The 25,092-nt window shown below is 71.1% G+C and carries 28 protein-coding genes and 1 pseudogene; 13 read left to right on the forward strand and 16 right to left on the reverse strand.

The window, feature by feature from the left end; genetic code table 11:
- Positions 1–37: 37 nt before the first annotated feature.
- Entirely contained in the window at positions 38–874 is an 837-nt protein-coding gene (locus tag ACFIMZ_RS21565; protein ID WP_431824349.1) for a c-type cytochrome, read from the reverse strand.
- A 235-nt stretch (positions 875–1,109) separates the two neighbouring features.
- On the opposite strand from ACFIMZ_RS21565, the gene ACFIMZ_RS21570 reads away from it, so the two are divergent.
- Complete coding sequence (locus ACFIMZ_RS21570) at positions 1,110–1,427, forward strand: hypothetical protein (RefSeq protein WP_431824350.1); 318 nt, start codon at positions 1,110–1,112, stop codon at positions 1,425–1,427.
- A 15-nt stretch (positions 1,428–1,442) separates the two neighbouring features.
- Here the strand turns inward: ACFIMZ_RS21570 and ACFIMZ_RS21575 are convergent, their stop codons facing one another.
- The 5 genes from ACFIMZ_RS21575 to osmF form a co-directional block, all read right to left on the reverse strand.
- A complete protein-coding gene (locus ACFIMZ_RS21575; protein ID WP_431824351.1) occupies positions 1,443–2,099 on the reverse strand; it encodes a lytic transglycosylase domain-containing protein in 657 nt (218 codons plus the stop codon).
- Positions 2,100–2,249: 150 nt separating this feature from the next.
- On the reverse strand, positions 2,250–3,011 hold the full coding sequence (locus ACFIMZ_RS21580; RefSeq protein ID WP_431824352.1) for an ABC transporter permease: 762 nt from the start codon (positions 3,009–3,011) through the stop codon (positions 2,250–2,252).
- Entirely contained in the window at positions 3,008–3,997 is a 990-nt protein-coding gene (locus tag ACFIMZ_RS21585; RefSeq protein WP_431824353.1) for an ABC transporter ATP-binding protein, read from the reverse strand. The genes ACFIMZ_RS21580 and ACFIMZ_RS21585 overlap by 4 nt, the downstream gene beginning before the upstream one ends.
- The gene (locus ACFIMZ_RS21590; protein ID WP_431824354.1) at positions 3,994–5,172 is read right to left on the reverse strand and encodes an ABC transporter permease; all 1,179 of its coding nucleotides are present in this window, start codon (positions 5,170–5,172) and stop codon (positions 3,994–3,996) included. The genes ACFIMZ_RS21585 and ACFIMZ_RS21590 overlap by 4 nt, the downstream gene beginning before the upstream one ends.
- Positions 5,169–6,092 (reverse strand): glycine betaine ABC transporter substrate-binding protein OsmF, encoded by a 924-nt coding sequence (osmF, locus tag ACFIMZ_RS21595; protein ID WP_431824355.1) that lies wholly within the window; start codon positions 6,090–6,092, stop codon positions 5,169–5,171. The genes ACFIMZ_RS21590 and osmF overlap by 4 nt, the downstream gene beginning before the upstream one ends.
- 165 nt (positions 6,093–6,257) lie before the next feature.
- On the opposite strand from osmF, the gene ACFIMZ_RS21600 reads away from it, so the two are divergent.
- Positions 6,258–7,190: a 2-hydroxyacid dehydrogenase gene (locus ACFIMZ_RS21600; RefSeq protein WP_431824356.1), complete on the forward strand. Its 933-nt coding sequence runs from the start codon at positions 6,258–6,260 to the stop codon at positions 7,188–7,190.
- Between the two features lie 44 nt (positions 7,191–7,234).
- Complete coding sequence (locus tag ACFIMZ_RS21605) at positions 7,235–7,720, forward strand: OsmC family protein (RefSeq protein WP_431824357.1); 486 nt, start codon at positions 7,235–7,237, stop codon at positions 7,718–7,720.
- Between the two features lie 61 nt (positions 7,721–7,781).
- On the opposite strand, the gene ACFIMZ_RS21610 is transcribed toward ACFIMZ_RS21605, so the two are convergent.
- The 10 genes and pseudogenes from ACFIMZ_RS21610 to ACFIMZ_RS21655 form a co-directional block, all read right to left on the reverse strand.
- On the reverse strand, positions 7,782–8,384 hold the full coding sequence (locus tag ACFIMZ_RS21610; RefSeq protein WP_431824358.1) for a hypothetical protein: 603 nt from the start codon (positions 8,382–8,384) through the stop codon (positions 7,782–7,784).
- Between the two features lie 147 nt (positions 8,385–8,531).
- Complete coding sequence (locus tag ACFIMZ_RS21615) at positions 8,532–10,265, reverse strand: hypothetical protein (RefSeq protein ID WP_431824359.1); 1,734 nt, start codon at positions 10,263–10,265, stop codon at positions 8,532–8,534.
- Positions 10,266–10,394: 129 nt separating this feature from the next.
- A pseudogene (gene sctT / locus ACFIMZ_RS21620) lies at positions 10,395–11,192 on the reverse strand (type III secretion system export apparatus subunit SctT); the annotation flags it as partial.
- The gene (locus ACFIMZ_RS21625) at positions 11,189–11,707 is read right to left on the reverse strand and encodes a type III secretion protein HrpB7 (protein WP_431824360.1); all 519 of its coding nucleotides are present in this window, start codon (positions 11,705–11,707) and stop codon (positions 11,189–11,191) included. The gene ACFIMZ_RS21625 and the pseudogene sctT, both read right to left, overlap by 4 nt.
- Complete coding sequence (sctN, locus tag ACFIMZ_RS21630; RefSeq protein ID WP_431824361.1) at positions 11,704–13,032, reverse strand: type III secretion system ATPase SctN; 1,329 nt, start codon at positions 13,030–13,032, stop codon at positions 11,704–11,706. The genes ACFIMZ_RS21625 and sctN overlap by 4 nt, the downstream gene beginning before the upstream one ends.
- Positions 13,029–13,745: a type III secretion system stator protein SctL gene (sctL, locus tag ACFIMZ_RS21635; protein ID WP_431824362.1), complete on the reverse strand. Its 717-nt coding sequence runs from the start codon at positions 13,743–13,745 to the stop codon at positions 13,029–13,031. Before sctL ends, sctN begins: the two co-directional genes overlap by 4 nt.
- Positions 13,730–14,422, reverse strand: a complete 693-nt coding sequence (locus ACFIMZ_RS21640) for a type III secretion protein HrpB4 (protein ID WP_431824363.1) — start codon at positions 14,420–14,422, stop codon at positions 13,730–13,732. The genes sctL and ACFIMZ_RS21640 overlap by 16 nt, the downstream gene beginning before the upstream one ends.
- Positions 14,419–15,276, reverse strand: coding sequence for a type III secretion system inner membrane ring lipoprotein SctJ (gene sctJ / locus ACFIMZ_RS21645; RefSeq protein WP_431824364.1), 858 nt, complete (start codon positions 15,274–15,276; stop codon positions 14,419–14,421). The genes ACFIMZ_RS21640 and sctJ overlap by 4 nt, the downstream gene beginning before the upstream one ends.
- Positions 15,273–15,689 carry a type III secretion protein HrpB2 gene (locus ACFIMZ_RS21650; RefSeq protein WP_431824365.1) on the reverse strand — a complete coding sequence of 139 codons (417 nt, stop codon included), beginning with the start codon at positions 15,687–15,689 and terminating at the stop codon, positions 15,273–15,275. Before ACFIMZ_RS21650 ends, sctJ begins: the two co-directional genes overlap by 4 nt.
- A 13-nt stretch (positions 15,690–15,702) precedes the next feature.
- Positions 15,703–16,281 carry an HrpB1 family type III secretion system apparatus protein gene (locus ACFIMZ_RS21655; protein ID WP_431824366.1) on the reverse strand — a complete coding sequence of 193 codons (579 nt, stop codon included), beginning with the start codon at positions 16,279–16,281 and terminating at the stop codon, positions 15,703–15,705.
- Between the two features lie 235 nt (positions 16,282–16,516).
- Here ACFIMZ_RS21655 and sctU point away from each other — a divergent pair, with 235 nt between their 5' ends.
- The 10 genes from sctU to ACFIMZ_RS21705 all read left to right on the forward strand — a co-directional run bounded on the left by sctU (position 16,517) and on the right by ACFIMZ_RS21705 (position 25,086).
- Positions 16,517–17,602, forward strand: a complete 1,086-nt coding sequence (gene sctU / locus ACFIMZ_RS21660; RefSeq protein WP_431824367.1) for a type III secretion system export apparatus subunit SctU — start codon at positions 16,517–16,519, stop codon at positions 17,600–17,602.
- Positions 17,599–19,671: a type III secretion system export apparatus subunit SctV gene (gene sctV / locus ACFIMZ_RS21665; protein ID WP_431824368.1), complete on the forward strand. Its 2,073-nt coding sequence runs from the start codon at positions 17,599–17,601 to the stop codon at positions 19,669–19,671. The genes sctU and sctV overlap by 4 nt, the downstream gene beginning before the upstream one ends.
- On the forward strand, positions 19,668–20,276 hold the full coding sequence (gene sctP / locus ACFIMZ_RS21670; protein WP_431824369.1) for a type III secretion system protein SctP: 609 nt from the start codon (positions 19,668–19,670) through the stop codon (positions 20,274–20,276). Before sctV ends, sctP begins: the two co-directional genes overlap by 4 nt.
- A gap of 47 nt (positions 20,277–20,323) precedes the next feature.
- Positions 20,324–21,478 (forward strand): type III secretion system cytoplasmic ring protein SctQ, encoded by a 1,155-nt coding sequence (gene sctQ / locus ACFIMZ_RS21675; protein ID WP_431824370.1) that lies wholly within the window; start codon positions 20,324–20,326, stop codon positions 21,476–21,478.
- Entirely contained in the window at positions 21,465–22,115 is a 651-nt protein-coding gene (gene sctR, locus ACFIMZ_RS21680; protein ID WP_010089250.1) for a type III secretion system export apparatus subunit SctR, read from the forward strand. The genes sctQ and sctR overlap by 14 nt, the downstream gene beginning before the upstream one ends.
- A gap of 33 nt (positions 22,116–22,148) precedes the next feature.
- Positions 22,149–22,412, forward strand: a complete 264-nt coding sequence (sctS, locus tag ACFIMZ_RS21685) for a type III secretion system export apparatus subunit SctS (protein WP_010089251.1) — start codon at positions 22,149–22,151, stop codon at positions 22,410–22,412.
- Entirely contained in the window at positions 22,409–23,284 is an 876-nt protein-coding gene (locus tag ACFIMZ_RS21690; RefSeq protein ID WP_431824371.1) for a type III secretion system protein, read from the forward strand. The genes sctS and ACFIMZ_RS21690 overlap by 4 nt, the downstream gene beginning before the upstream one ends.
- Positions 23,285–23,456: 172 nt before the next feature.
- Positions 23,457–24,464 carry an HrpD5 family protein gene (gene hrpD5 / locus ACFIMZ_RS21695; protein WP_431824372.1) on the forward strand — a complete coding sequence of 336 codons (1,008 nt, stop codon included), beginning with the start codon at positions 23,457–23,459 and terminating at the stop codon, positions 24,462–24,464.
- 27 nt (positions 24,465–24,491) lie between these two features.
- Entirely contained in the window at positions 24,492–24,743 is a 252-nt protein-coding gene (locus ACFIMZ_RS21700) for a type III secretion protein (protein ID WP_431824373.1), read from the forward strand.
- Between the two features lie 166 nt (positions 24,744–24,909).
- A complete protein-coding gene (locus ACFIMZ_RS21705) occupies positions 24,910–25,086 on the forward strand; it encodes a hypothetical protein (protein WP_431824374.1) in 177 nt (58 codons plus the stop codon).
- Positions 25,087–25,092: the final 6 nt, after the last annotated feature.

A 25,092-nucleotide genomic window follows, 5' to 3' on the forward strand; every position in this document is an offset into this window, starting at 1 on the left:
CAGCGTATCGCATTTTCGCCCGATCGGCGCCGGCGTCCTACTTCCCCGCCTTGCGTCGCGCCATGTACCCGAGATACGCAACGATCCGATCGATCTCCCGATCGCTCAGCTGATCCGGCGAGAACGCCGGCATGGCCCGCCCGGGCCAGTCCCGAACCGAAGCCGGATTGCGAATGTAGCGGTGCAGCGCGGCGGGCTGGAAGTAATCGACCGGATTCATCGGCGCATTGAGGTCGGGGCCGGTGTCCGCACTGCCCGCGCCGTCGAGTCGATGGCATGCGAAACATTGCGTGATGAACAGGCTCTGGCCCGCGCGGGCCGGATCGGTTGCCGGCAGCGTGGGATCGACGGCAAGGGCCGGCCAGCGCGCGACGGGCGATTGTTGCATCGCGAGACGCACGATCTGGAAAGGCCACTGCTCGTTGCGCACGGACGACGCGTCCTTGCCGACCCAGATCAGGTAGAACGGCCCGGCGCTGACCGGCTTGCCCGGCAGCTTCGGCCACGGGTGCGCGGGGTCCTCCACCGCGAGCCATGCAACGGCGCGCGCGGCGTCGCGATTGCGCGCGAGGTCCATCGGCAGTTGCGCGGCGAAGCCGTCGGCCGCGCGCGTTTCGAGCACGCTGTCCGAAGGCAGCGCCGCGCCGTCGAGCAGGCTGGCCAGCGGCACCGCGCGGAAGGTCATCGGCCTGCCGTAGGCGACATCGCGCGGCACATGGATCTCCGTCGCATCCGGGCGCGCCAGCAACGCCTGCGAGGTGAGCGTGCGGGTCTTGCCGTCCGTCGTGAGTTCGAGCGTGGACTGGGCGGCCGCATGACGTCCGATCACGCAGATCGTCAGCAGCAGGAGCGAAAACATCGCGCGTTTCAGCATGCGTTCTCCGTTGATTGTCGTTTTTACGGCGGCGGGGACAGGCGTGCCGCAACCGTTGGGGTGATCGGTCGACAGTTTATCCGGTGGGACGAAGCTGCACGATAATCGGAATCGGCGCTACGATCCGGTAAAACGACTCGGGTTCGCCAGTCCACCGACCGGAAGAGCAAGCAGCCGCTCGATCAAATGGACGATGCCGGGTTGGCGAATGCGGGCATGACGAAGCGGGGGGAAGGTGCGGAAAAATAATGAAGAGATCGTTCTCTCCGGGGATGAGGCGCTATCCGCGCTTGCCGAAATCGAATATTTGCTGATTTCCCTGAGAAATATCGGGCGGCACTACCATGCCGATCGGAACGAGTCCGGCGACGCGAATTTGACGTACTCGCTGGAGACGACGAGATTCATCGATGAAAGCGGGGTAACCCGGAGACTGGCAAAGCTGAGGGAGATGCTATCCGCGAAGTTCGATCACTCGCTGGGCGACGATGACATGGATGACATCGAGCGTGCCGTGGTGGATCTCAAGGTCTGGGAGAAGCCGGGAGATTGATCTTCAATGGATCTCTCACCGCGAATCCCGCACGGACACCGCCCGAACGTCCGACGCCGGCGCGCTCACCGGCATCATGCCGGTGGTCGCATCGTCGCGCGGCTCGAGCACGAACCGGAACGACTCGACGCGTTGCAGCACCTTCGACGCATACGCGTGCGAGCCGCCGTAGCTCTTCAGCGCTGCGCCGATGTCGCCGCCGGCGGCCTTCACGTAGCCGGACAGGATCGCCGAGCCCGCATTGACGTTCGTGTTCGGCTCGGTCAGGTCCTTCACGTTCCGCAGCAGCCCGCGGTGCGCGCTGGGCACGACCTGCATCAGCCCGGTCGCGCCGCCCGAGCCGCGCGCCTTTTCCTGGAAGCGCGATTCGATCGAGATGATCGCGTAGACGAGCGCCGGCGGCAGCGCGTATTTCGTCGCGGTGGCGTTCACGATGTCCGCGAGCTTCGCGGCCTTTTCCCTGGCGACGCCGAACTTCTTCGTCAGGTAGGAGGTGATGCGGCGGTTTTCCTCGTTCGGCTGGTTGGCGGCGAGCGGCGCGGAAGCGTCGGACGCGGCAGCGGCGGGCGCGGACGCCGGTTGCGCGGGCAACGGTTGCGCAGGCATCTGCTGTGCCGACGCGTATTGCGCACTGCCGAGCAAGAATACGATCAGCCAGGGAAACCGTCGCATGGTCAGGGTGGTGGAATCGGGAGGCGCACAGTATATCGGCCAATTGTCGCGACCGTCCGCAAACCGCGCGTGGATGAAAGCCGGATGTAGGCTGTTGCCCGGACACGTATCGGAGTCCGTGTGAAGCGCGTGCTTCACGGCGCGCCCCGACTACGCGCGCCGACCCATCATCCCGGCGATCGCGCCGATCGCATCGCTGACCAGCACCGCCAGCAGCCCGACGATCATCCCGCCCTGCAGCACGAACGCGGTGTTCGCGGTCTGCAGGCCGGCGATGATCACGTCGCCGAGCCCGCGCGCGGCGACCGTCGAGCCGATCGTCGCGGTGCCCAGGTTGATGACGACCGCGAGGCGGATGCCGTTGACGATCACCGGAAACGCGAGCGGCAGCTCCACCGACGCCAGCTGCTGCCAGCCGCTCATGCCCATCCCGCGCGCGGCGTCGACGACGTCGCGCGGCACGTCCTCGATGCCCGCGATCGTGCTCTCGAAAATCGGCAGGAGCCCGTACAGCACGAGCGCGATCAGCACCGGCTTCAGGCCGAAGCCGATCGCGGGCACCGCGAGCGCGAGCACGGCCACCGGCGGGAACGTCTGGCCGATGTTGACGACGCTGCGCGCGACCGGCAGGAAATCCGCGCCCCACGGCCGCGTCACCGCGATGCCCGCGGCGATCGCGAGCAGCGTGCCGATCAGGCTCGACGCGGCGACCGTGCCGAGATGCGCGAGCGTGAGGTCGAGCAGGCTCGCGCGATCGTAGATGACGGGCGCGCCGTTGTCCGCGAACGGCGCGAACAGCGCGTGCAGCCAGGCCGGCCGGAACAGCAGCACGAGCAGCAGCGCGAGCGCGGCCGCGCGTGCGACGGCGGGCACGAGTTTGCGCGGAGCGATTGCCGCAGGCCGCATCGTCATCCGGGCCGCCTCGCGTGCGCGCGGATCGCGTCGAGCGTGATGCGGCGCGCGCCGCTGCCGTCCCGCGGGCCGAGGCCGGTTCCGGCCGCGTGCGGGGACGGGTTCCCGTGGTCGTCGTCCGCGACCGGCAGCGCATCGACGCCGCGCCACAGCAGTTCCGAGATCGCGTCGCGCAGCGTGCGGGTCGCGGCGATCGGCGGACCGTCCGCGAAGCCGGGCTCGGCCACGTCGCCGACCGGCGTCAGCGCGAGCAGGCGCAGCGGCCGGTCGACGCCCGCGACGAGCTGCTCGACGACGCCCGCCGCCGGCTGGCCGAGGATCTCGGCGGGCGGCGCGACCTGCAGCAGCCGGCCGCCGTCCATCACCGCGATCGTGTCGCCGAGCTTCAGCGCTTCCTCGATGTCGTGCGTGACGAGCACGACCGTGATGCCGAGCCGCCGCTGCAGCGCGAGCAGGTCGTCCTGCGCCTTGCCGCGGATGATCGGATCGAGCGCGCCGAACGGCTCGTCCATCAGCAGCATCGCCGGCTCGGCCGCGAGCGCGCGCGCGACGCCGACGCGCTGCTGCTGGCCGCCCGACAGCTCGTGCGGCAGCTTGTCCGCGAATTCGTCGGGCGCGAGATTGAAGAGCGCGAGCAGTTCGCGCACGCGCGCGTCGATGCGCGCGGCGTCCCAGCCAAGCAGGCGCGGCACGGTTGCGATGTTGCGCGCGACGCTCCAGTGCGGAAACAGCCCGTGGCCCTGGATCACGTAGCCGATGCGCCGCCGCAGCTGCTCGGGCGGCACGCTCGCCGTATCGACGCCGTCGATGCGAACCGCGCCCGTGCTCGGCGCGATCAGCCGGTTGATCATCCGCAGCAGCGTCGACTTGCCGCTGCCCGACGCGCCGACGAGCGCGGTGATCGTGCCGCGCCGCATCGTCAGCGACACGTCGTCGACGGCGACGAGGTCGCCGAAGCGCTTGCCGAGGCGTTCGATCTCGATCATGCGGTGCGTCCCCTCGCGAGCGCGGTCGCGGCTTCGAACACGACGCCGGCGATCAGCGCGAGCACGATCGTCGGGATCGCGCCGAGCAGCACGAGATCGGCGGCCGATTGCCCGATGCCCTGGAAGATGAAGGTGCCGAAGCCGCCGCCGCCGATCAGCGCGGCGACCGCGGTCAGGCCGATGTTCTGCACGAGCACGATGCGCACGCCGCTCAGGATCACCGGCAGCGCGAGCACGAGGTCGACCTGCAGCAGACGCTGCGCGGCCGTCATGCCCATCGCGCGCGCCGCTTCCGTCACCTGCGCCGGCACCTGCGCGAGCCCGACCGCGACGCTCGACGCGATCGGCAGCAGCGAATACAGGAACAGCGCGAGCACGGCCGGCGCGACGCCGATCCCGCGCACGCCGAGCGCGGCCGCGAGCGGCACGTGCGCGGCGAGCATGCCGAGCGGCGCCATCATCAGCCCGTACATCGCGATGCTCGGCACCGTCTGCACGACGTTGAGGACCGGCAGCAGCGCCGCGCGCACGGCCGCGACGCGCGCGCACGCGATGCCGAGCGGCAGCCCCGCGACGAAGGCGGCCGCGACCGAGCCGCCGGCCAGCGCGACGTGCCGCACGGCCTCGCGCCAGAAATCGTCGCCGCGCACCGCGTATTCGCGCATCACGGACAGGCCGTCCCACCAGCCGGTCGACAGCGGCAGCGCGAGCGCCGCGGCGGCGACGGCCAGCGCGGCGAGCCGCCGCCACGGCCCGAACGCGAGCCGCGCGAGCGCATCGGCGACCAGCACGGCCCACGCGAACAGCAGCAGCCAGATGCCGGCGGCCGGCGACACGCGCGCGAGCGCGTCGTCGGGCGCGACCAGATGCGCCGCGGCCGCGCCGGCCGCGTAGCCGAGCGTCGCGAGCAGGCCGCAGCCCGCGGCGAGGCGCGATGCGGGCCGGCTCGTCGTCATCGCCCACAGCGCGGCCGCGATCCACAGCGCGGCGAGCGCGGCGGCCTGCGCGGCCGGCAGCGCGCCGGACACCGGCAATCCGGCGCCCGCCGCGATCCGGTTCGGCCGCAGCACGACGAACGGCGCGAACAGCACCGCGCCGATCGTCAGCGCGCCGACGAGGACGCCGACCTTGTCGATCGCGATGCGGCGCGCGCGGACCGCCGCGCGTGCCGTCATTTGACGAAGCCCTTCGCTTTCAGGTATTGCGCGGCGACGCCCGCGGCCGGCTCGCCGTTGATCTGGATGCGGCTGTTGAGCGTCTGCAGCGTCTTCAGGTCGAGGCTCGCGAACACCGGCTTCAGGTAGTCGGCGATCTGCGGATGCGCCTTCAGCACCGTTTCGCGAATCACCGGCGCAGGCGCGTAGACGGGCTGCACGTGCTTGTCGTCGTCGAGCACCGCGAGGCCGCTCGCCGCGATCCCGCCGTCGGTGCCGTAGACCATCGCCGCATTCACGCCGTCGGTCTGGTTCGCGGCGGCCTTGATGGTCGCCGCCGTGTCGCCGCCGGACAGCACGACGAGCTGGTCCGGCTTCAGCTTGAAGCCGTACGCCTTCTCGAACGACGGCAGCGCGGACGCGCTGTTCACGAATTCGGCCGACGCCGCGAGCTTCACCTTGCCGCCGCCGGCGACCCACTTGCCGAAATCGGAGAACGTCTTCAGGCGCTGCGCCTGAGCGAGCGGCGCGAGCAGCGCGACGCCCCACGTATTGTTGGCGGGCGACGGCGTCAGCCAGACGAGGTGGTTGGCCGCGTAGTCGAGCTTCTTCGCGGCGTCGTAGCCTTGGCTCGCGTTCTTCCACAGCGGGTCGTCGGCCTTGTTGAAGAAGAACGCGGCATTGCCGGTGTACTCGGGATAGATGTCGATCTCGCCGCTGACGAGCGCCTTGCGCACGATCGGCGTCGCGCCGAGCGCGATCCTTTCGGTGACGGGAATGCCGTGCGCCTTCAGCACCTGGGCGATCAGGTTGCCGAGCAGGTTGCCTTCGGTATCGATCTTCGACGACACCACGACGGCGTCGGCGGCGTGCACGGCGGGCGCCGCAAGGGCGGCGGCGACGGCGAGGCCCAGTATCCGGGCGGGCAGGGCATGCTTCATTGGGCCAACTCCTGCGAATGACAAGAAAGGGACGTACGCCGAAACTTACTTGACCGGGCCTGCTTTGGCAAACCGCGCGCCCCGTTGCGCGTGCGGGTTATCCCGGGCGCGGCCCGACGTCTTGCTATACACTGCCACGCATCCCTGCCGATGCGGAATTCCATCATGAAGCCCGAGCTGCTGGTCCTGATCACGTTGCGCGACGACGCGCGCCGCGAGATCGCCGCGTCGTTCGACGTGCACGATGCGCCGACCGGCGACGCGCGCGAACGCGCGATCGCGGAACACGGCGGCGCGATCCGCGCGGTGCTGACCAACGGCAGCACGGGCCTGACCGCCGCCGAGATCCACCGGATGCCCGCGCTGACCCTGGTCGGCTCGCTCGGCGCGGGTTACGAGCACATCGACGTCGCGCATGCGAAGGCGCGCGGCGTGGTGGTCGTGACCGGCGCGGGCACCAACGACGACTGCGTCGCCGATCACGCGTTCGCGCTGCTGCTGGCGGCCGTGCGCAGGATCGTGCGGCTCGACGGCGCGACCCGCGCGGGCATCTGGCGCGACGCGTTGCCGATGCCGCCGAACGTTTCCGGCAGGATGCTCGGCATCGTCGGGCTCGGCCGGATCGGCGAGAAGATCGCGCGCCGCGCGGCCGGCTTCGATCTCGAGATCGGCTATCACAACCGCACGCCGAAGGACGGCGCGCCGTATCGCTATTTCGACCGGCTCGATGCGCTGGCGCGCTGGGCGGACTTCCTGGTCGTCACGACGCCGGGCGGCGCGCTCACCCGGCACCTGATCGGCCGCGACGTGCTCGACGCGCTCGGCCCGCACGGCTTTCTCGTCAACGTGTCGCGCGGCAGCGTCGTCGATACCGCTGCTTTGGCGGACGCGCTGCGCGAAGGCCGGCTCGCGGGCGCGGGGCTCGACGTGTACGAAGGCGAGCCCGATCCGCCGCGCGCGCTGGTCGGGCTCGACAACGTCGTGCTGACGCCGCACATGGGCGGCCGGTCGCCCGACGCGTTCGATCGCTCGGTGCGGCAGTTTCTCGACAACGCGGCGCGGCATTTCGCCGGCGAGCCCGTGCTGACGCCGCTCTGAGCGCGCTGCGCGGGCCACGTTTTTTCGTCACCGAAGGATCCACGATGTCCACGTATTTCGCAGAAGTCGAATGGCAGGCAGGACCGGACGAGAAGTTCACCGACAACCGCTACAGCCGCCGGCACGAATGGCGTTTCGACGGCGGCGTGACGGTGCCCGCGTCGAGCTCGCCGCATGTGGTGCGGGCGCCGTTCTCGGACCCCGCCGCGGTCGATCCCGAGGAAGCGTACGTCGCGGCGCTGTCGAGCTGTCACATGCTGTGGTTCCTGTCCATCGCCGCGCAGCGGCGCTTCGTCGTCACGCGCTACCGCGACGCGGCGGAGGGCACGATGGCGAAGAACGACGCGGGCAAGGAGGTGGTGACGCGCGTCGTGCTGAAGCCGCTCGTGACGTTCGGCGGCGAGCGCGCGCCGACGGACGACGAGGTGAAGGCGCTGCATCATGCCGCGCACGACGAATGCTTTCTCGCGAACTCGGTGCGGACGGTGATCGATATCGAAGGGACGTGGGAGCATCACGGCGCGCGTTGAGTGCGCGACCGCTCCCGCATGAACGGAAGCGGCCGGCTCGCCGCGCGGCGCACCGAATGCGTCATTCGTGCTTCGGAGAGGGCAGCGTTTCGAAGTCCGAATGCAGGCTCGCCATCGCGCGCGTGCTGACTTGCGGGTCCGGGTCGTCCAGCGCCGTCTGGAGATCGCGCGCGGGCCCGACGGTCATCGAAGCCGCGGCGTTGAGCGCCGAGCCGAACGCAGTGACCGCGCCGTCGCGGAGTTCGCCGCGCCGAACATGTTCGACCGCGTCAGCGCCGAACGACCGGCTTTCGGTCATGTGCGCGCCGGTGTGCGTCTGCGTGCCCTGGGAGATGCCGTGGAGATTGCCCAGCACGCTGTCGTGCGAGCGCTGCGTGATGCCGAGCGCGTTGTCCTGCAGCACCGAGCTGACGCCATGCACGGCCGCCGAATAGTAGGTTGCGCTCGGTTGCGCCATATAGGCGGCCGCCTGCTCCGTCACGTCCTCGCGGCGGCCAAGCGGCGTCGATTGACCGCCGCGATTCTGCAGCGCGCCCAGCGGCCCGCCGACCGGCGGTCGAGTATGCGGCTGCGGGGTCGGCTGCGATTCGCTGCTCGACGAGGACGTGGTGGAGGGAGTGTGCAGCGGCGTGGTGCTGCCGCCGGTGATTTTGTTGCCGGACATGGTCGGTACCTTCGATCAGGAGGAGGAAAGGGCGTCGGGCACGACAGCGCTCGACACGGGGATGATGCGCGTCGCAGCGGGTTGCGATGGCCGGGTGCGCGAAGCGAGCGGCGCTAACGCGAAACATCGGACGCGTGCATCGTTCGCTCATCGCCGCTGCAGCACCGTGCGCAGCGCCGTCACGTCATCGGGCGCGCGTTCGCCCGACGCCGCCTGCTCCGCATGCTTCCGGCCCGCGTCCGTCGCACGGGCGCGCGACGTCGTCGCATCGGTCGCGAGACCCATCTCGATGCGCCGCACGATCAGGCTTTCGATCGCGACGCGCGCCTCGCCGTCGCGCATGCCGAGATCGCACAGCAGGTTGTGCGCGTCGACGAGGTCGGCATCGTTGCCGATCGCGTCGCGCAGCGCGCGCTTCTTCTGCGACGTCGACGCGTTCTTCACATGAATGCCCGCGAAAAACGCATGCAGCTTCGCAGGGCCGTCACCGGCGAAGCGATCGATGCTGCAGTTGACGATCGTCAACGCGTGTTCGGCCGTCAGTTCGGCCATCTCGTTCTTGTTCTCCGTCGATTTCTTCTCGTTGACCCAGCGCCCCGGAAAAACCTTGCCGAAGCGCTTGTGATTGGCCTCGAGCCGGCCGTTGTCGTCCAGCCCCGCATGAATGGCCTGAATCACTTCGTTGGGCGTCTCGTCGTCGATGACGTCCGCATCGAACGTCATGCGGTTGCGCAGTGCATTGTGGGCGATCTCGCGCGCCTTGTCGTCGCGCATCCGCTGCTTCAGGCCGCGCACGCCCTTGGCGATGTCGAGCGCGTTCAGCAGCGCGAGCGCGAAGCCCGCCTGTTTCGCCCCGACGGCGGCCGCGCTCGCCGGCGCGGCCGCGAGCCCGTGCGTGCCGGCGATCAGCGCCGCGCCCGACGCGATGCCGAGCGTGTTGCGTACGAGCTCGCAGGCGGCGCGGTTCATCCGCTTGCCGGCGACTTCGTGGCGGATGTACATCGTCAGCAGCACGTCCTTCGCATGCGCGCTTTCCGTCGCGAGCTGCGGATCGACGTTCTTCGCGAGCTTCATCACCTTGTCGAGGTGGTAGTCGAGCTTGCCGTTGCGATCGCGCGCGAGGATCAGCCGGTCGAGTCGACGCACATGGCTGTCGTTGGCCGCTGCGAGGAACACAGAGACGTCGCGGTCGCGCATCGCGGACAACTGCCGGTCGTAGCGCCGGCGCTTGCGCCACGACGCGAACAGCGCATGGCCGTTCATGCCGGCGCCGGCCGTCTCGTGCGCGAGGCCCGACGCGAGCCCGCCGATCGCGAGGCCGGTTGCGACGTCGCCGTGCCGGCCGGCGGCGGTGGCGTTGAACAGCGACGCGAGCGGGCGGATGCCGTTCGTCTCGGCGAACGTGAAGCCCGGCTTGCCGCGGTCGTAGGCCTGGCCGGGCTGGCGCTCGGGGTGCGGCACGTGGAATGCGTCCGTGGCCGGCGGCGGCGGTTCGGTCTGCCGAGTCGCGGCCGGTGCCGCCGGCGGCGGTGGGGAAGGCGGATCGGCCGGTTCGATGGCATCCGCCGCGGCGAGCGAGCCGCTGCCTGTCGGCGGCGGATTACCGTTCGTCTCGCCGTGCAGGCCCGATGCGCCTTCGTGCGGCCGAGCATGCGCAGGCTGGCCGATGTTGCTGTCGAACGGCAGCGGCGGCAACCGGGGAGGTTCGTCGCTGCGGGGCTGATGTGCCGTTTCGCGCGCGCTGCGCAACGGGCCGCGCGAGAACACGCCGAGCGAGCGTCTCGGCCCTGAACCCGACGGGCTCGACGATTGGGCCGACACGTTTCGCTCCGGATCGGTGACGGTTGGCGACTGCGATGAACGCTGGATCGAATTCAACATGACGACGTGCCTCCTTCCTGAAAGGATTGATGTTGGCAAACATGACACGAGCGAGGATGCGCGCCATGCGCGCGCTTTCCGTTCGACGGCAGGCGACGCCGGTCGTACTTTCTTCCGCCGCTATCGTCCGGCAAGCTGCCTCACCTGCTGCGCGAGTCCCGCCAGCGAAATCTGCCCGCGCATCTCGCTCACGAAGCTCCCCGCCAGCACCGCGACGATCAGCACCGCGATCGCGCCCTTGAGCGGCTGGCTGACCGACATCAGGTCGAGCTTCTGCGCCGATCGCGAGACGAACGCGAGGCCCAGGTCGACGAGCAGCAGCATCGCCATCATCGGCGTCGCGATCCGCGCGACCATGTTCATCAGCATGTCGATCCGCGCTTGCGCGAACAGCTCGAGCAGCGGCGCGGGAACCGGATCGAACGAGCCGAGCGGCCACCACGCATACGATTCGTACAGCGCGCCGAGCAGGAACGTCATGCCGCCCAGCATCCAGAACGACGCGATCGTCAGTTGCCCGAACAGTGTCGCCATCAGCGAAGTCTGCGTGCCCGAACTCGGGTTCTGCATCTGCACGTTGTTGAAGCCCGCGAGGTCGTCGACGTAGGTGCCGATCGCCTCGGCCGCCCAGAACACGGTCGACGCCGCGATGCCGAGCACGAGCCCGATCACGGCTTCCTTCGCGCACGTGATCACGAGAAACGCGCCGTGAAGCTGCGGCATCAGCGCCTGCTGCCCGCCGGCGACGAACAGGCACCAGACGGCGGCCGCGCCGCTGCGCATCGGGCCTTTCATCACGTTGTCGGCGGTCGCGGGCAGGATCGTCATGATCACGAGCAGCCGCTCGCTCGACAGCGCGAGCAGCACGATGAAGCTGATGAATTCGTCGCCCAGGTGCTGCAGCGGAAAGATGTCGTAGGTCGTCATGCGTCTGTCTCGTTGGAAGCCCGCGCGGCCGCGAGCCGGCGTGCGAGCACGCCTTCCTCGATCTCCTCGTCCTGCCCGTCCTCGGCGGCCGCCTCGGCCGCGCGCGCGAGCCGGCGGATCCGCTCGCGCACGACGTCGATCTGCGCGTCGTTGCGCGCGATCCGGCGCGCGCTCGCCGCGAGCTGGTCGAGCTTTGCCTGCAACGCCGCGCGCAGCCGCGCGCACTGCGCGCTCGCGAGCGCGTGCTCGTCGAGCAGCGCGTCGCGATAGCGGCGGCACGCCGTGTAATCGCCGATCAGGAACGGCGCGTGGCCGGCCGCCATCGCGTCGACGCGCGCCGCATAGCGATTCGCGGCATCGAGCTTCGCGTGCGCGTGCGCTTCGCCCTGCGCGAGCTCGGCCGCCGCCGCGTCGCGTTCGGCGCGCAGCGCGCCCTGCTCCGCGCGCAGCTTCGCGCCGCGCTGCTCGCGCCGCGCGAGCAGCGTCTCGAAGGCGCGCTGCTTGCGGCTCTTCACTGGACGAGCGCGTGCAGCGCGGCGAGCGTCGCGTCGGGCGGCGAGTACTCGTCGGTGCGCTGGTTGAGGAATGCGCGGATCCGGTCGATCTTCGCGACCGCCTCGTCGGCCGCCGGATCGCTGCCTGCCTGGTATTCGCCGAGCTGCAGCAGCGTCTCGATCTCGCGGTGCTTCGCGAGCAGCTGGCGCAGCCGGCCGGCCGCGCCGACGTGCTCGCGCGTCGCGACCTGCGGCATGATCCGCGACAGGCTGCCGAGCACGTCGATCGCCGGATACTGGTTGCGCGCGGCGATCTCGCGCGACAGGATGATGTGGCCGTCGAGAATGCCGCGCACCTCTTCGGCGATCGGGTCGCTGCCGGAATCGTCTTCGGCGAGCACGGTGTAGAGCGCGGTGATCGAGCCCTGCTCGCCCATCCCGGTGCGCTCGAGCAGGCGCGGCAGCTCGGCGAACACGGAAGGCGGGAAGCCGCGCCGCGCGGGCGGCTCGCCGGCCGCAAGGCCGATCTCGCGGCCGGCGCGCGCGAAGCGCGTCAGCGAATCCATCATCAGCAGCACGCGCTTGCCCTGGTCGCGGAAATACTCGGCGATCGCGGTGGCGGCGTACGCGGCCTTCGCGCGCTCGATCGACGAGCGGTCGGACGTCGCGCACACGACGACCGAGCGCGCCATGCCGTCCTCGCCCATGATCAGCTCGACGAACTCGCGCACTTCACGGCCGCGCTCGCCGATCAGCGCGATCACGTTGACGTCGCACGACGCGCCGCGCGCGAACATCCCGAGCAGCGTGCTCTTGCCGACGCCGGCGGGCGCGAAGATCCCCATCCGCTGGCCCTCGCCGAGCGTGATCAGGCCGTCGACGATCCGCACGCCGGTCGCGAGCGATGCGTCGACCATCCGCCGCGACATCGGGTTCGGCGGCGGCGCGAGCACGGGACGCAGCCCGTCGTAGTCGAGCGGGCCGCGCCCGTCGATCGGCTCGCCGAAGCTGTCGATCACGCGCCCGAGGATGCCGTTGCCGACCTTCACCGACAGCGGCCGCCGCAAGCCGATCACGCGCGTGCCGCGATTGATCTCGCCGAGCGTGCCGAACGGCGACAGCAGCGCGACGTTGCGGGTGAAGCCGACCACTTCCGCATGCTGGAGCAGCGCGCCCGACGCGCTGCGCAGCTCGCACAGCTCGCCGAGCGTCGCTTCGAGGCCGACGACGCGCACGAGCGTGCCGATCACCTCGAGCACCTTGCCGGTCATGCCGACGGCGGGTTCGATCGCGAGCCGCGCGGCCATCGCGTCGGCGACGCGGGACAGGTCGGTCAGCGCGTTCATGGGCGGCTCGCGTCGTCGAGCGCGCGGGCGAGCGCCGCGCGGATCGCGTTCAGCTGCGTGTCGAGGCTCGCGTCGACGGTGCCGAAATCGGATTCGCACACGCAGGTGCCGCGCGCGACGCGCGGCTCGACCACGACGTCGACGGGCACGTTGCGCCCCTGCCTGCGCCACGCGTCGGCGAGCAGCCCGAACTGCTCGCGCGCGGCGTCGTAATCGGCGTCGCACACGCGCACCGTCAGATAGCTCGCGCCGGCGACGACGCGCTCGACCGTCTCCGCCGCGCGCGCGAACAGCCCGCGCGCGTCCTCCGCGCGCACCATCTGCTGGACGGCCGCGGCGACGAGCTCCGCGAGCCGCTCGCGCATCCGGTCGCGCACGCGCCGCTCCTGCTCGAACGAATCGGCCGCCTGCGCATGCCAGTCGGCGATCGCCTGCGCGCGGCCCGCGTCGTAGCCGCGCGCGTACGCGCTGTCGTGCTCGCGCTGCGCGGCGTCGACGAGCGCGTCGGCCTGCGTGCGCGCGTCGGCGGCGATCCGCTCGGCGTCGTCGCGGGCCGCGCGCAGCACGGCGTCGCGTTCCGCCACGAGCGCGTCGAGCGCGACGTCGAGCGCCTGAACCGTCTCGTACGCGTCACGGCGCAGCACGCCGTGCGGCGCGTCGATGCAGAGATCGTCGGCGAGCGGAATCCGCCGGTTCTTCAGCCAAAAAGCCATGACCACTCCGGAAACAGCGATGGCAGGCGCGCGAGCAGCGTCGCGCCGTCCGCGTCCGCCGCCGCGCGATCGATCCACGGCGCGCGCGCGGCGTCGCGCGGCAGCGCGAGGCGCACGATGCGCATCGGTCCCGCCGGCGACCAGGCCCGCTCGCGCTCGAACAGGCACCAGCCTTCCCATGCGAGGTCGTCGCTGGAGCGTTGCGCGAGCGGCACGGGCGGCTCGCGGCGATCGAGATCGCGCGCGCGCGGCGCATCGGGCAGCGCCGAGAGTGCGGCGAGCGCGCGGCAGCCGTCGGCGCCGACCCAGCCGGCGAGCCGCATGCGGCTCGCGCGGTCGATCCAGTGGCGCAGCTCGGTGCGCCGGAACAGCAATGCGCGCACGCGCAACAGCCGCAGCGTGTCGGCCACGGGCAGCGCGGCAAGCCGGTCCGCGCGCGCATCGAAGCCGTCGAGCGACGGCGACGCGGCCCCGAGCGTGCGCAACAGCCGCAGCGAGCACGCGGCGCGCAGCGCGGGCGCATGGTCATGCATCGTCGCGACGAGCGGCGCGAGCGCGCCGTGCCAGCTCGCGTGAACCCAGTCGGCCGCGCATCGCGCGTTCGCGTCGTAGCCGGCGAGCCACGCGGCCCGCGTCGAGACGCTGGCGACGCTCGCGGCCGGCGCGCCGCCGCTCATCGCGCGCCAGCCTGCCGAGGCGCGGCCGCGGCGTTCGCGCCGCCGCCATTGCCGCCGCGCAGCCGCGCGGCGAGGCCGCCCGCGCCGGCGCTGCCGTGCTTGCGCGCGCGCCACCACAGCACGCCGCCGCCGGCCGCGAGCACGACGCACACGAAGAGGGCGATCAGCACGCCGACGAGCGTCGCGCCGCCCGACTTCTGCGCGGGGGGCTGCGCGGCCGACACGAGGTCGACCGGATCGGCGGCGACCGACGTGACGCTCACTTCGTCGTAGGTCAGCCCTTCGACGCTATGGACGACGAGGTTCTTGATCTGCGGCGTGAGCGTCGCGAGGTTCGCGTTCGGCCGGTACTTGATGAACACCGACGCCGACGACGGCTTCGCGACCTGCGCGAGCGGATCGTTGTTCGGCAGCACGATGTGCACGCGCGCGACGACGACGCCGTCGATCTTCGACAGCGTGTCCGACAGCTCCTGCGACACGCCGTAGATGAACCGCACGCGCTCCTCGGTCGGCGTCGACACGAGGCCGTCCTTCTTGAAGAGCGCGCCGAGATCGTCGTAGCGCGTCGCGGGCAGCCCGCGCGCGCGCAGCACTTCCATCGCCTTGACGATCTGCTTGTCGTCGACGGCGAGCGTCCACGTCTTGCCGCCGTCGGGCGTCTTCTTCTGCGCGTCGACGCCGTTCTGCAGCAGCGCGGCCATCATCTCGTTGCAGTCGCGCTCGGCGAGGCCGCCGTACAGCTCCTGCTGGCAGCCGGCGACGAGCACGGCGCCCGCGAGCAGCGCGGCGAGCCGGGCCGTGCGACGGCGGCCGGCGGCGGAGGTCGGGAGACGGAGTCGGTCCATGATCATTGGTTCTTCATCAGCGAGCCGATCGCGTCCTTCGTCGACGTGACGACGCCCATCTTCGCCTGCAGGTCGATCTGCATCGCGGTCGCCTCGGCCGACGCCTGGATCGACGCCGCGAACATCTCGTTCATCGACAGGTCGTTCGCGTGCTGGCTCAGGTACGCGGCGTTGTCGAGCACCTGCTTGATCGCGGCGTCCGACGTCTCGACGAGCTTCGACACCGCGCTTGCTTCGTGCGCATGCGCGACGGGCGGCGTCGGCGTCGCGTTCGACATCAGCGCCTGGAAGCGGCCGGCGACGTCGGGCGGGACGCTGGATGCCGCAGCGGCCGTTGCGCCGGCCGGCGCGGCCGCCGCGTCGGAGAACGCGACGTCGAGCGCGCGGGTCAGGTCGATCGGGGAAAGCGGGGCGTTCATGCGGGTCTCCTCGTCAAAGACGCAGATATTGCTGATGCGCGAACGCGGCCTGCGCATCGAAGCCGCCCTCCGGGTTCGCGGGCGGCCCGTTGACCCCATCGGCCGCGTCGCCGTTCGCCGCCGCGGCCGATTCGGGCAGCTCCCAGACGCCCGTGCGTTCCGCGTGCTCCTTCGCGAGCAGCACGTCGTGCTGCCGCTCGAGCGCGCGCACGAGCGCGACCGCCTGCGCGGGGCTGCCGGCCGCGAGCACCTCGTCGGCGGCGATCCGCCATTCAGGATCGCGCTTCAACTGCAGCGCGAACGCGAGCAGCGCCTTGCCGTAGATCGTGTTCGTCTTGCCGTTCGCGATCTCCGCGAACACGCGCACGGCGTCGTCGAAGTTGCCGAGCGCGACGTGCAGCATGCCGTCGAACATGTCGGCGGCGGGCAGTTGCGGCGCGAGCACGCGCAGCGCGTCGATCAGCAGGCCGATGTCGTAGGGATCGGCGGCCGGGCCGTCGAGCGCGCCGCCGAGCGCGAGGCTCGCGGCGTCGATCAGTTCGTTCAGCGCCGCTTGGCTGCATCGCAGATAGGTCGGCCGGGATTCGTCCATGGTGTGCGCTCCGTGGCGCCGCGCGAGCGGCGCATGTCGTTGAGGGAAAGGCGTATGGAGCGCAAGGTAGCAGCGCGCCGCGGCCGCCCGGCCGCCGATGCGAAGCGCGCGCGTGCGGCGCGAAGCGTCATGCGCGCTTCGCGCCCGACGGCGCGGCTTCGGGTCGGCGCGTGCCTGCGGGGCCGCGCGCCGCTAACGTACGCGCCATGTCCTACTCTCGACAGGAACGGCGGCGATGGCCGAAGAGAAAACCGAAGAGCCCTCCGAGAAGAAGCTGAAGAAGGTGCGTGAGAAGGGCCAGGTCGCAAAGAGCAAGGACGTCGCGGACGCGGTGACGCTGGCGGCCGCCGTCGGCGTGATGACGGCCGGCGAATCGATGCTGACGGGCGGCCTGTCGCGCGCGATCCGCACCGCGCTCGACTTCGTGCAGGGCGAGCGCACGCCGCAGGCGACGCTCGCCGCGCTGCACGATCTCGCCGCGAGCGCCGCGCTGACGATGCTGCCGTTCGTCGTCGCCGCGATCGTCGCGGGCATCGTGTCGCAGGCGCCTCAGGCGGGCTTCATGATCACGCTCGAGCCCGTGATGCCGAAGTTCGGCGCGATCAATCCGATGGCGGGCATCAAGCGGATCTTCTCGCTGAAGTCGCTGCTCGAGCTCCTGAAGATGATCATCAAGGCGGTCGTGCTCGCGTGCGTGATCTGGAAGATGATGACGTCGCTGTTTCCGCTCGTCGTCGCGAGCGTGTACGAGCCGACGCCGCAGCTGTCGCGCGTGCTGTGGACCGTGCTGATGAAGCTGCTCGGCGTCGTCTTGCTGGTCGTCGTGGTGTTCGCGGCGGCCGACTACAAGATCGCGCGCGTGATGTTCATCCGCGACAACCGGATGACGAAGGAAGAGACGAAGCGCGAGCACAAGGAGAGCGAAGGCGATCCGCACACCAAGGGCGAGCGCCGCCGGCTCGCGCGCGAGATCGCGACGAGCGCGCCGCCGCGGCAGAAGGTCGGGCAGGCGAACGTGCTCGTCGTCAACCCGACGCACTACGCGGTCGCGATCCGCTACGCGCCCGACGAGCATCCGCTGCCGCGGGTGATCGAGAAGGCCGTCGACGACGGCGCGCTCGCGCTGCGCCGCCACGCGCATGCGCTCGGCGTGCCGATCGTCGGCAACCCGCCCGTCGCGCGCGCGCTGTACCGCGTCGAACGCGACGCGGCGATTCCCGAAGAACTGTTCGAAACGGTGGCCGCGATCCTGCGCTGGGTCGAATCGGTCGCGGGCGCCCGCGCCGATGCCGCCGCCGTTCCCTCCGCGAGGTCGTCATGACGCTGAAAACCCTCAAGTTTCCCGCCGGCGGCGAGGTTGGCATCACGGTGCTGGTCGTCGCGATCGTGTCGCTGATGATCCTGCCGCTGCCGCCCGAGGTGATCGACGTGCTGCTCGGCATCAACATCGCGATCAGCGTCACGCTGCTGATGGTGACGATGTACGTCGGCAGCATCGTGTCGCTGTCGGTGTTTCCGTCGATCCTGCTGTTCACGACGCTGTACCGGCTGTCGCTGAACATCGCGTCGACGAAGTCGATCCTGCTGCACGCGAACGCGGGCGACATCATCGAGAGCTTCGGCGAGCTGGTCGTCGGCGGCAATCTCGTGGTCGGCCTCGTCGTGTTCCTGATCATCACGATCGTGCAGTTCATCGTGATCGCGAAGGGCTCGGAGCGCGTCGCCGAAGTCGGCGCGCGCTTCACGCTCGACGCGATGCCCGGCAAGCAGATGAGCATCGACGCGGACCTGCGCGCGAACATCCTGACGCCCGACGAGGCGCGCCGCAAGCGCGCGACGCTCGCGAAGGAGAGCCAGCTCCACGGCGGGATGGACGGCGCGATGAAGTTCGTGAAGGGCGACGCGATCGCGGGGCTCATCATCACGCTCGTCAACATCGTCGCGGGGATCGCGATCGGCGTGATGTACCACGGGATGACGGCGGGGGAAGCCGCTAACCGCTTCTCGATCCTGTCGGTCGGCGACGCGATGGTGTCGCAGATTCCGTCGCTGCTGATCTCGGTCGCGGCGGGCGTGATGATCACGCGCGTCGCCGACGATCACGACGAAGGCGAAGGCACGTCGCTCGGCGCCGAGATCGCGAAGCAGCTGGGCGGCAGCCATCGCGCGCTGTATTTCGCGGCGGTGCTGCTGGTCGGCTTCGCCGCGGTGCCGGGCTTTCCGGCGGCGCTGTTCGTGCTGCTGTCGGCGATGCTCGCGTTCGCCGGCTACCGGCTGCAGAAGGGCGCGCGCCGCACGGCCGCGCGCGGCGAGCCGGTGATCGCGCTGCAGCGCGCGGGCGCGAAGAGCAGCACGCCGTCGATCCTGCCGCGCGCGCCGCTGTTCACGTGCGCGATCGGCGTGCGGGTGTCGCCCGATCTCGTCGCGCGGCTCGCGCCCGCCGCGCTCGATCGCGCGTTCGACGAGGAGCGCGCGAAGCTGCAGGAGGAGCAGGGGCTGCCGTTTCCCGGCATCACGCTGTGGACGAGCGACGCGCTGCCCGCAGCGACGTGCGAGATCCTGATGCGCGACGTGCCGCAGGCGCGGCTCGAACTGCCCGCCGACCAGACGATGCTGCCCGACGCGGCGTCGGACCCGGCGCTCGCCGGCCGCTGCACGAAGCGCGGGCCCGCGGGCGGCCTCGCCGAGAGCTACTGGATCGACGACAAGGCGGTGCCGGCCGGCGCGCGCGCGTGGCATGCCGAGCAGGTGATCGCGCACGAGACGATCGCGCTGCTGAGGCGCAACGCGCACCTGTTCCTCGGCATCCAGGAGACGCAGTGGATACTCGACCAGCTCGGCATCGACTATCCGGGGCTCGTCGCCGAGGTGCAGAAGGCGCTGCCGACGCAGCGGATCGCCGACGTGCTGCGCCGGCTGCTCGAGGAGCACATCCCGATCCGCAACGCGCGCGACATCATGGAGAGCCTCGTCGCGTGGGGGCCGAAGGAGAAGGACATGCTGATGCTCGCCGAATACGTGCGCGGCGACCTGTCGCGCTATCTCGCGTATCGGGCGTCACGCGGCACGCGGCAGCTGCCGGCCGTGCTGCTCGATCTGCCGGTCGAGCAGCACATCCGGCAGTCGATCAAGCAGACGCCCGCCGGCAACTTTCTCGCGCTGCCGCCCGAGCAGGTCCGCTATCTCGTCGACAGCGTCGCGTCGTTCGTCGGCGAGACGCCGCGCGACGACGTCGCGCTCGTCACGTCGATGGACGTGCGCCGCTACACGCGGCGGATGGTCGAGGCGCGGCTCGGCTGGCTGCCCGTGTACTCGTACCAGGAGCTCGGCGACCAGGTCGAATTGCAGCCGGTCGGCCGCGTGACGATGCCGACGGCGGCCCACGCATGAGCGCCGCCGACCTGAGGCCCGTGCGGATCATCGCGGGCGAGCCGGTGGCCGAAACGGGCGGCGCGTCGGCGGCGCGCGCGGCCCGGCGCGGCTTCGACTACGCGCAATTGATGCGGCGCTCCCGCGTCGCGCCCGCCGGCGAGCGCGCAGCGGCCGATGACGAGCGGCGACGCGACGCGTCGCTGCCGTGGCGCGACGGCGCGCTGCCGTCGTTCGAGCGCGATCCGTCCGCGCTGCCGGATGCGGTCGGGCGCGAAGCGATGGCGCGCGCGTGCGCGGGCTCCGATGCGTTCGTCAACCAGGTGTTCGCGCAGCGCGAGCGGATGGTGCGCGTCGCCGAGGCGCTCGCGACCGAGATCGCCGCGCTGTGCGGCGACGACGCAGCGGGCCAGTGGGAGATCAGCCTGCCGCTCGACGCCGCGCTGCTGCCGGACACGGTGCTGCATCTCGTTCTTTCGCGTTTCGACCTGCGGCTTCGGTTCGAGACGCCGGACGCGGCGACGCGGCACTTACTCTGCACCCATGGCGCGACGCTGCATGCGCGACTCGACACGCTGCTCGCGCATCACGGCGCGCCGCGCACGATCGAGATCGACGTCGGCTGAGCAGCACGCGCAACCGAACCCGCAACCGAACCCGACCATCCGCGACGATGGATACCGAGCCGATCGAACTGGAACCCGACACCGCCGCGCCGCGCGGCATCGACGCCGCACTGCCGCTGCCCGCGTGCAGCGCATTCGACGCGGCGCTTGCACGCATCGTCGCCGATGCGCGGCTCGCCGCCTGGCTCGCGCGCTTCCCGACGCTGTCCGACTGGCGCGCGGCGACGGACGAGCGGCCGCGCTTCGAGCGCCCCGGCGTGCTCGAGCTCCGACTGCACGGCGCGACCGCGCGCGTCGCGATCGACCTCGCGGCGTTTCCGGCGCTCGACGTCGTCGCGGCGCCTGCGCTCGACGCGCGCGGCGATGCCGGCGTGTCGCTGCGCACGGCGCTCGCGTCGGCGCTGCTGGCGCCGCTCGTCGCCGCGTTCGCGGCGGCGGGGCTCGACGACGTGACGATCGGCGGGCTGCGCGCCGCGCCACCGGCGGCGCTCGACGCGACGCGCTGCGTGCTGTCGTTCGCGCTCGACGGCGCGCCGCTGCGCTGCGCGCTGCTCGACGCGCCGACGCCGTGGCTCGACGCGCTCACGGCGCGCTTGCGCGGCGAGCGGCTGCCCGACGCGGCGGGCCTGCTTGCGCGCGTGCGCCTGCCCGGCCGCGTGCGGCTCGGCTCGCGCAGGCTGCCGCTCGCGGTGCTGCGCAGCCTGCGGCCGGGCGACGTGCTGCTGGACCTGGCGCCGGCCGCGCTCGGCGCCGCGCAGGCGGGGCCGCTGCACGCATGGTGGGGCGCGCGTCGCGCGACGCAATGGCATGCAACCGTTCTGATCGAGGGAACCACGATGACGATGATCGAAACACCAGACACCGCCGACGATCTCGACGAGCCGATCGTCGCGGGCGACCTGCCGGCCGATTCGCCAGCTGATTCGCCGAACGACGGCGCGCCGCCGGCCGTGCCCGAGCCTGCCGATCTCGGCGACGTCGACCTGCCCGTGCACGTCGAGATCGACACGCTGTCGCTGTCGATCGCCGAGCTGGCCGCGCTGCGGCCGGGCTACGTGCTCGAGCTGCCGCTCGCCGCGCGCGACGTGCCGGTGCGGCTCGTCGCGTACGGCCAGGCGATCGGCGGCGGCCGGCTCGTCGCGGTGGGCGCGCATCTCGGCGTGCGGATCGACCGGATGGCGGGCGACGATGGTTCAGTTTAACGACATCACCGGCCTGCTGATCGCCGTGCTCGTGATGAGCATGGTGCCGTTCATCGCGATGGTGGTCACGTCGTACGCGAAGATCGTCGTCGTGCTCGGCCTGCTGCGCAACGCGCTCGGCGTGCAGCAGGTGCCGCCGAACATGGTGCTGAACGGCATCGCGATCCTCGTGTCGCTGTACATCATGGCGCCGATCGGCTTCGCCGCGCAGCAGCAGCTGCAGGGGCAGGCGCTGTCGCCGCAGCCGACGCAGGCGATGCTGCAGGCGTTCGGCGCGGCGAAGGAGCCGTTCCGCCAGTTCCTCGCCGCGCACTCGCGCGAGCGCGAGAAGCGCTTCTTCCTGCGCTCGGCGTCGGTGATCTGGCCGAAGGCCGCGGCCGCGCAACTGCGCGACGACGACCTGATCGTGCTCGCGCCCGCGTTCACGCTCGCGCAGATGACCGACGCGTTCCGCATCGGCTTCATCCTCTACATCGCGTTCATCATCGTCGATCTCGTGATCGCGAACGTGCTGATGTCGATGGGGATGAACCAGGTGCAGCCGACCAACGTCGCGATCCCGTTCAAGCTGATGCTGTTCGTCGTGATGGACGGCTGGTCGACGCTCGTGCACGGGCTCGTGCTGACCTATTCCTGATTTCCGATTCCCCATTTCGAGGAGGCTCGCCCGATGGAAACCGACGACCTGATCCGGCTCACGTCGCAAGGCATGATGCTGTGTCTCTACATCTCGCTGCCCGTCGTGCTCGTCGCGGCCGCATCCGGGCTCGCGATCTCGTTCCTGCAGGCGATCACGTCGCTGCAGGAGCAGAGCATCTCGTACGGCGTGAAGCTCGTCGCGGTGACGGTGACCGTCGCGATCGCCGGACCGTGGGCGGCCGCCGAGATCCTGCATTTCGCGCAGCAACTCCTCTCCGCGGCGGTGCCGTCATGAGCCGCATCACGCGCGCGATCGCGCAGACCATCCATGCCGCAAAGCCCGATCCGCGGCGGCGCCGGCCGGTGCGCGCGCGCACCGCGGCGACCTACGGCAAGTACGGCACGCGCTTCACGTATTCGAACGGCTATCAGGCGAATGCGGCCGCCGCGCGCAACCAGATGCTCGCGAAGCTGAAGCCGCGCCCGAAGACGGCCGCGGCGGGCTCGCGCCGGCGGCGCCGCGCCGAGAGCCAGGAGGAATCGTTCGACGGCGGGGATGAAGCGGCGGTGTCGCACGCGCACGTCGCGCCGCACGACGAGCACGACCGGCATTCGGGCCGGCAGGGCGGCGGCGGGCAGCAGCGCGACCAGGACGAACGCGACGACGAGCCGGCCGGCGTAACCGCGCTGCCGCGCGTGCGCGCGCGGCCCACGGCCGCGCCCGCGCCGGCGCAGCGCGCGCTGCGCGACATCGCGCATACCCTCGCGGACGCGGCGCAGCGCGAGCAGGCGCTGCGCCACCTGTGGGCCGACACGCTGCTCCAGCTCGGCCGGCGCGTCGACGCGGAGCCGGCCGCGCGCATCACGCCCGCGCTGCTGAATCACAACGCGGACCTGCTCGCGGCCCGCTTGCGTTCCGGCCCGTGGGCGCCGATCGGCTGGAGCGGCGTGAAGCAGGTGCTGCTCGACGCGACGCAAAGCGCGCACACAGCGCCGCGCGACGCATCGGCCGCGCGAAGCGAGCGCGCGAGCACGCACTATCTGTTGCTGCCGCTCCTCGTGTTCAACGCGGAGCGTCCGTCGACGAACGCGCAGCTCGCACGCGCGATCGCGAGCGTCGGGACGTTGCGCGGCGGCGTGTCGGTCGCATCGCGGCCACGATCGTGAGCGTCGCGGCGCGCGCGACGCTTCGCAAGCGCGACGGAGAATTCGCATGACGAACGAACCGCGAGGCCGCGACGAACTATTCTGGCTGCATGGACGAACGAAGCGGCGAGCCGATTGCGATCGACTCGATCGATGCCGATGAAACCCACGACGCAACGATAGGGAGCAACCGATGAAGCTGCTGCGGATCCTGACCGGCCTGCACGCCGGCGTGGAAATCGCGCTCGGCGCCGGCGAGCACCGGATCGGCGCGGGCGACGACGCGGCGATTCGCATTACCGACTGGCGCGACGGCGACCTGCTGCTGTCGATCGACGCACAGGGCGCAACGCGTGCGCAGCGCGCGGCGCCGGTGCCGACCGAGACGGCCGCCGATCCGTTCGACGCGGACGGCTCGCCGCTGCTGATGCAGGACTTCGTGCCGGTGCCGTTCGGCGAGACCGCGTTGTGCGTCGGACCCGCGGACGGCGCGTGGCCGAGCGATCTCGAGCTGCTCGCGACGTTGTGGGCGCCGCCGCCCGGCGCGGACGCGGCGCGGCGCGGCGCGCAGCGCAAGCTCGCCGCGTGCGCGGCGGCAGGCGGCGCGCTCGTCGCCGGCCTGCTCGCGATGGGCGCGATGCTCGCGAGCGCGCATCCGAATGCGCCGCCCCCGGTCGAGCACGCCGACGCGCTCGCGACGCGCATTGGCGCGGAGCTCCAGCGCGCCGGCTACGCGGAGCTGCATGCGGCGCCGCGCGGCGCGATGGTCGCCGTCACCGGGATGGTGGCGACGCCCGCCGACGACCTCGCCACGCGCAAGCTGCTCGACCGGCTCGCCGCGCGCCGCGTCGAGCGCCAGTACGACGTCGCGCAGGACGACGCGCAGAGCATCGGCGAATCGCTCGGCGCATCGGGCACATCGGGCGCGACGGTCGCGTATGCGGGGCAGGGGCGCTTTCGGGTGTCGGGCGTCGTGCCGGACCTCGCGCAGTTGCGCAAGGCGGTCGAGCGCGTGCGCGCGGATGTCGGGCCGAACGTGCGCGCGATCGAAGTCGATGCGCGCCAGTCCGGCGACGCGCCGGTGCCCGTCGCGTACTCGGGGATGCTCGAGATCGGCGACGTGCGCTACATCGAGACGCCGGACGGCGTGAAGCACGTGTTTGCGGGCGCGCCGGCCGACGGCGCGCCGGACCTCAACTGACTGGACTCAACTGACGGGAGAAGCGGCATGTACGAAGCATTGGAACGGGCAGCGGACGTATGCGGGCCGCTCGAGCAGGCGCTCGCGGCGCCCGACGCGGCCGTGCGGATCGGCGCGCTGCGCCAGGCGCTCGGCGAGACGGCCGAGCGGGTGAGCGCGGCCACCGTGCAGGCGGCGAGCGACTACGACCGCGATGCGATGCAGAAGATCTATCGCGGGCTGCTCGCGGCGCAGCGGATCGTCGCGACGCTGCACGACGCGAACGCGGCGGCCGCCTGACGGCCACGGTTTCGCCGCGCGGCGTGCGGCGGCGGGAGGCATGGCGCGAGCCGTGCCCGACGAGGCCACACGCCGCGCGGCATAAAAGCGGCGAGCCGCGATACGAAGCGGCGCGCCGGATCTTTGTCACCGCGTGAACGAATCACGCACTTTCTGGAGAGCAATCATGGGAGCAATTCTCGGCTCGATGCTGGGCGGCATGACCAAGGACACGATGGAGGGCATCGCGTTTTCGAAGGCAACGACCAAGCTGCAGATGCTGCAGGAAACGACGAAAGCCGAAAACGAACTGAAGAAGCAAGCAACGAAGCTGGTGACGGAAGGCGCGAAGCCGGCGCAGTAAGCCGGT

It is taken from the genome of Burkholderia sp. F1 (assembly GCF_050813845.1).
In the GTDB taxonomy this organism is placed as follows: domain Bacteria; phylum Pseudomonadota; class Gammaproteobacteria; order Burkholderiales; family Burkholderiaceae; genus Burkholderia; species Burkholderia ubonensis.

Bases quoted from the DNA above. Each gene is read 5' to 3' on its own strand.
- ACFIMZ_RS21580 (WP_431824352.1), bottom strand. From the start codon at position 3,011: ATGACGATGCGGCCTGCGGCAATCGCTCCGCGCAAACTCGTGCCCGCC.
- ACFIMZ_RS21585 (WP_431824353.1), bottom strand. From the start codon at position 3,997: ATGATCGAGATCGAACGCCTCGGCAAGCGCTTCGGCGACCTCGTCGCC.
- ACFIMZ_RS21700 (WP_431824373.1), top strand. From the start codon at position 24,492: ATGTACGAAGCATTGGAACGGGCAGCGGACGTATGCGGGCCGCTCGAG.
- sctJ (WP_431824364.1), bottom strand. From the start codon at position 15,276: ATGATCATGGACCGACTCCGTCTCCCGACCTCCGCCGCCGGCCGCCGT.
- ACFIMZ_RS21605 (WP_431824357.1), top strand. From the start codon at position 7,235: ATGTCCACGTATTTCGCAGAAGTCGAATGGCAGGCAGGACCGGACGAG.
- sctU (WP_431824367.1), top strand. From the start codon at position 16,517: ATGGCCGAAGAGAAAACCGAAGAGCCCTCCGAGAAGAAGCTGAAGAAG.
- ACFIMZ_RS21600 (WP_431824356.1), top strand. From the start codon at position 6,258: ATGAAGCCCGAGCTGCTGGTCCTGATCACGTTGCGCGACGACGCGCGC.
- ACFIMZ_RS21615 (WP_431824359.1), bottom strand. From the start codon at position 10,265: ATGTTGAATTCGATCCAGCGTTCATCGCAGTCGCCAACCGTCACCGAT.
- sctP (WP_431824369.1), top strand. From the start codon at position 19,668: ATGAGCGCCGCCGACCTGAGGCCCGTGCGGATCATCGCGGGCGAGCCG.
- ACFIMZ_RS21575 (WP_431824351.1), bottom strand. From the start codon at position 2,099: ATGCGACGGTTTCCCTGGCTGATCGTATTCTTGCTCGGCAGTGCGCAA.
- hrpD5 (WP_431824372.1), top strand. From the start codon at position 23,457: ATGAAGCTGCTGCGGATCCTGACCGGCCTGCACGCCGGCGTGGAAATC.
- sctR (WP_010089250.1), top strand. From the start codon at position 21,465: ATGGTTCAGTTTAACGACATCACCGGCCTGCTGATCGCCGTGCTCGTG.
- ACFIMZ_RS21590 (WP_431824354.1), bottom strand. From the start codon at position 5,172: ATGACGGCACGCGCGGCGGTCCGCGCGCGCCGCATCGCGATCGACAAG.
- ACFIMZ_RS21640 (WP_431824363.1), bottom strand. From the start codon at position 14,422: ATGAGCGGCGGCGCGCCGGCCGCGAGCGTCGCCAGCGTCTCGACGCGG.
- ACFIMZ_RS21610 (WP_431824358.1), bottom strand. From the start codon at position 8,384: ATGTCCGGCAACAAAATCACCGGCGGCAGCACCACGCCGCTGCACACT.
- ACFIMZ_RS21705 (WP_431824374.1), top strand. From the start codon at position 24,910: ATGGGAGCAATTCTCGGCTCGATGCTGGGCGGCATGACCAAGGACACG.
- ACFIMZ_RS21690 (WP_431824371.1), top strand. From the start codon at position 22,409: ATGAGCCGCATCACGCGCGCGATCGCGCAGACCATCCATGCCGCAAAG.
- ACFIMZ_RS21655 (WP_431824366.1), bottom strand. From the start codon at position 16,281: ATGGACGAATCCCGGCCGACCTATCTGCGATGCAGCCAAGCGGCGCTG.
- ACFIMZ_RS21650 (WP_431824365.1), bottom strand. From the start codon at position 15,689: ATGAACGCCCCGCTTTCCCCGATCGACCTGACCCGCGCGCTCGACGTC.
- sctL (WP_431824362.1), bottom strand. From the start codon at position 13,745: ATGGCTTTTTGGCTGAAGAACCGGCGGATTCCGCTCGCCGACGATCTC.
- sctQ (WP_431824370.1), top strand. From the start codon at position 20,324: ATGGATACCGAGCCGATCGAACTGGAACCCGACACCGCCGCGCCGCGC.
- sctN (WP_431824361.1), bottom strand. From the start codon at position 13,032: ATGAACGCGCTGACCGACCTGTCCCGCGTCGCCGACGCGATGGCCGCG.
- ACFIMZ_RS21565 (WP_431824349.1), bottom strand. From the start codon at position 874: ATGCTGAAACGCGCGATGTTTTCGCTCCTGCTGCTGACGATCTGCGTG.
- sctS (WP_010089251.1), top strand. From the start codon at position 22,149: ATGGAAACCGACGACCTGATCCGGCTCACGTCGCAAGGCATGATGCTG.
- sctV (WP_431824368.1), top strand. From the start codon at position 17,599: ATGACGCTGAAAACCCTCAAGTTTCCCGCCGGCGGCGAGGTTGGCATC.
- osmF (WP_431824355.1), bottom strand. From the start codon at position 6,092: ATGAAGCATGCCCTGCCCGCCCGGATACTGGGCCTCGCCGTCGCCGCC.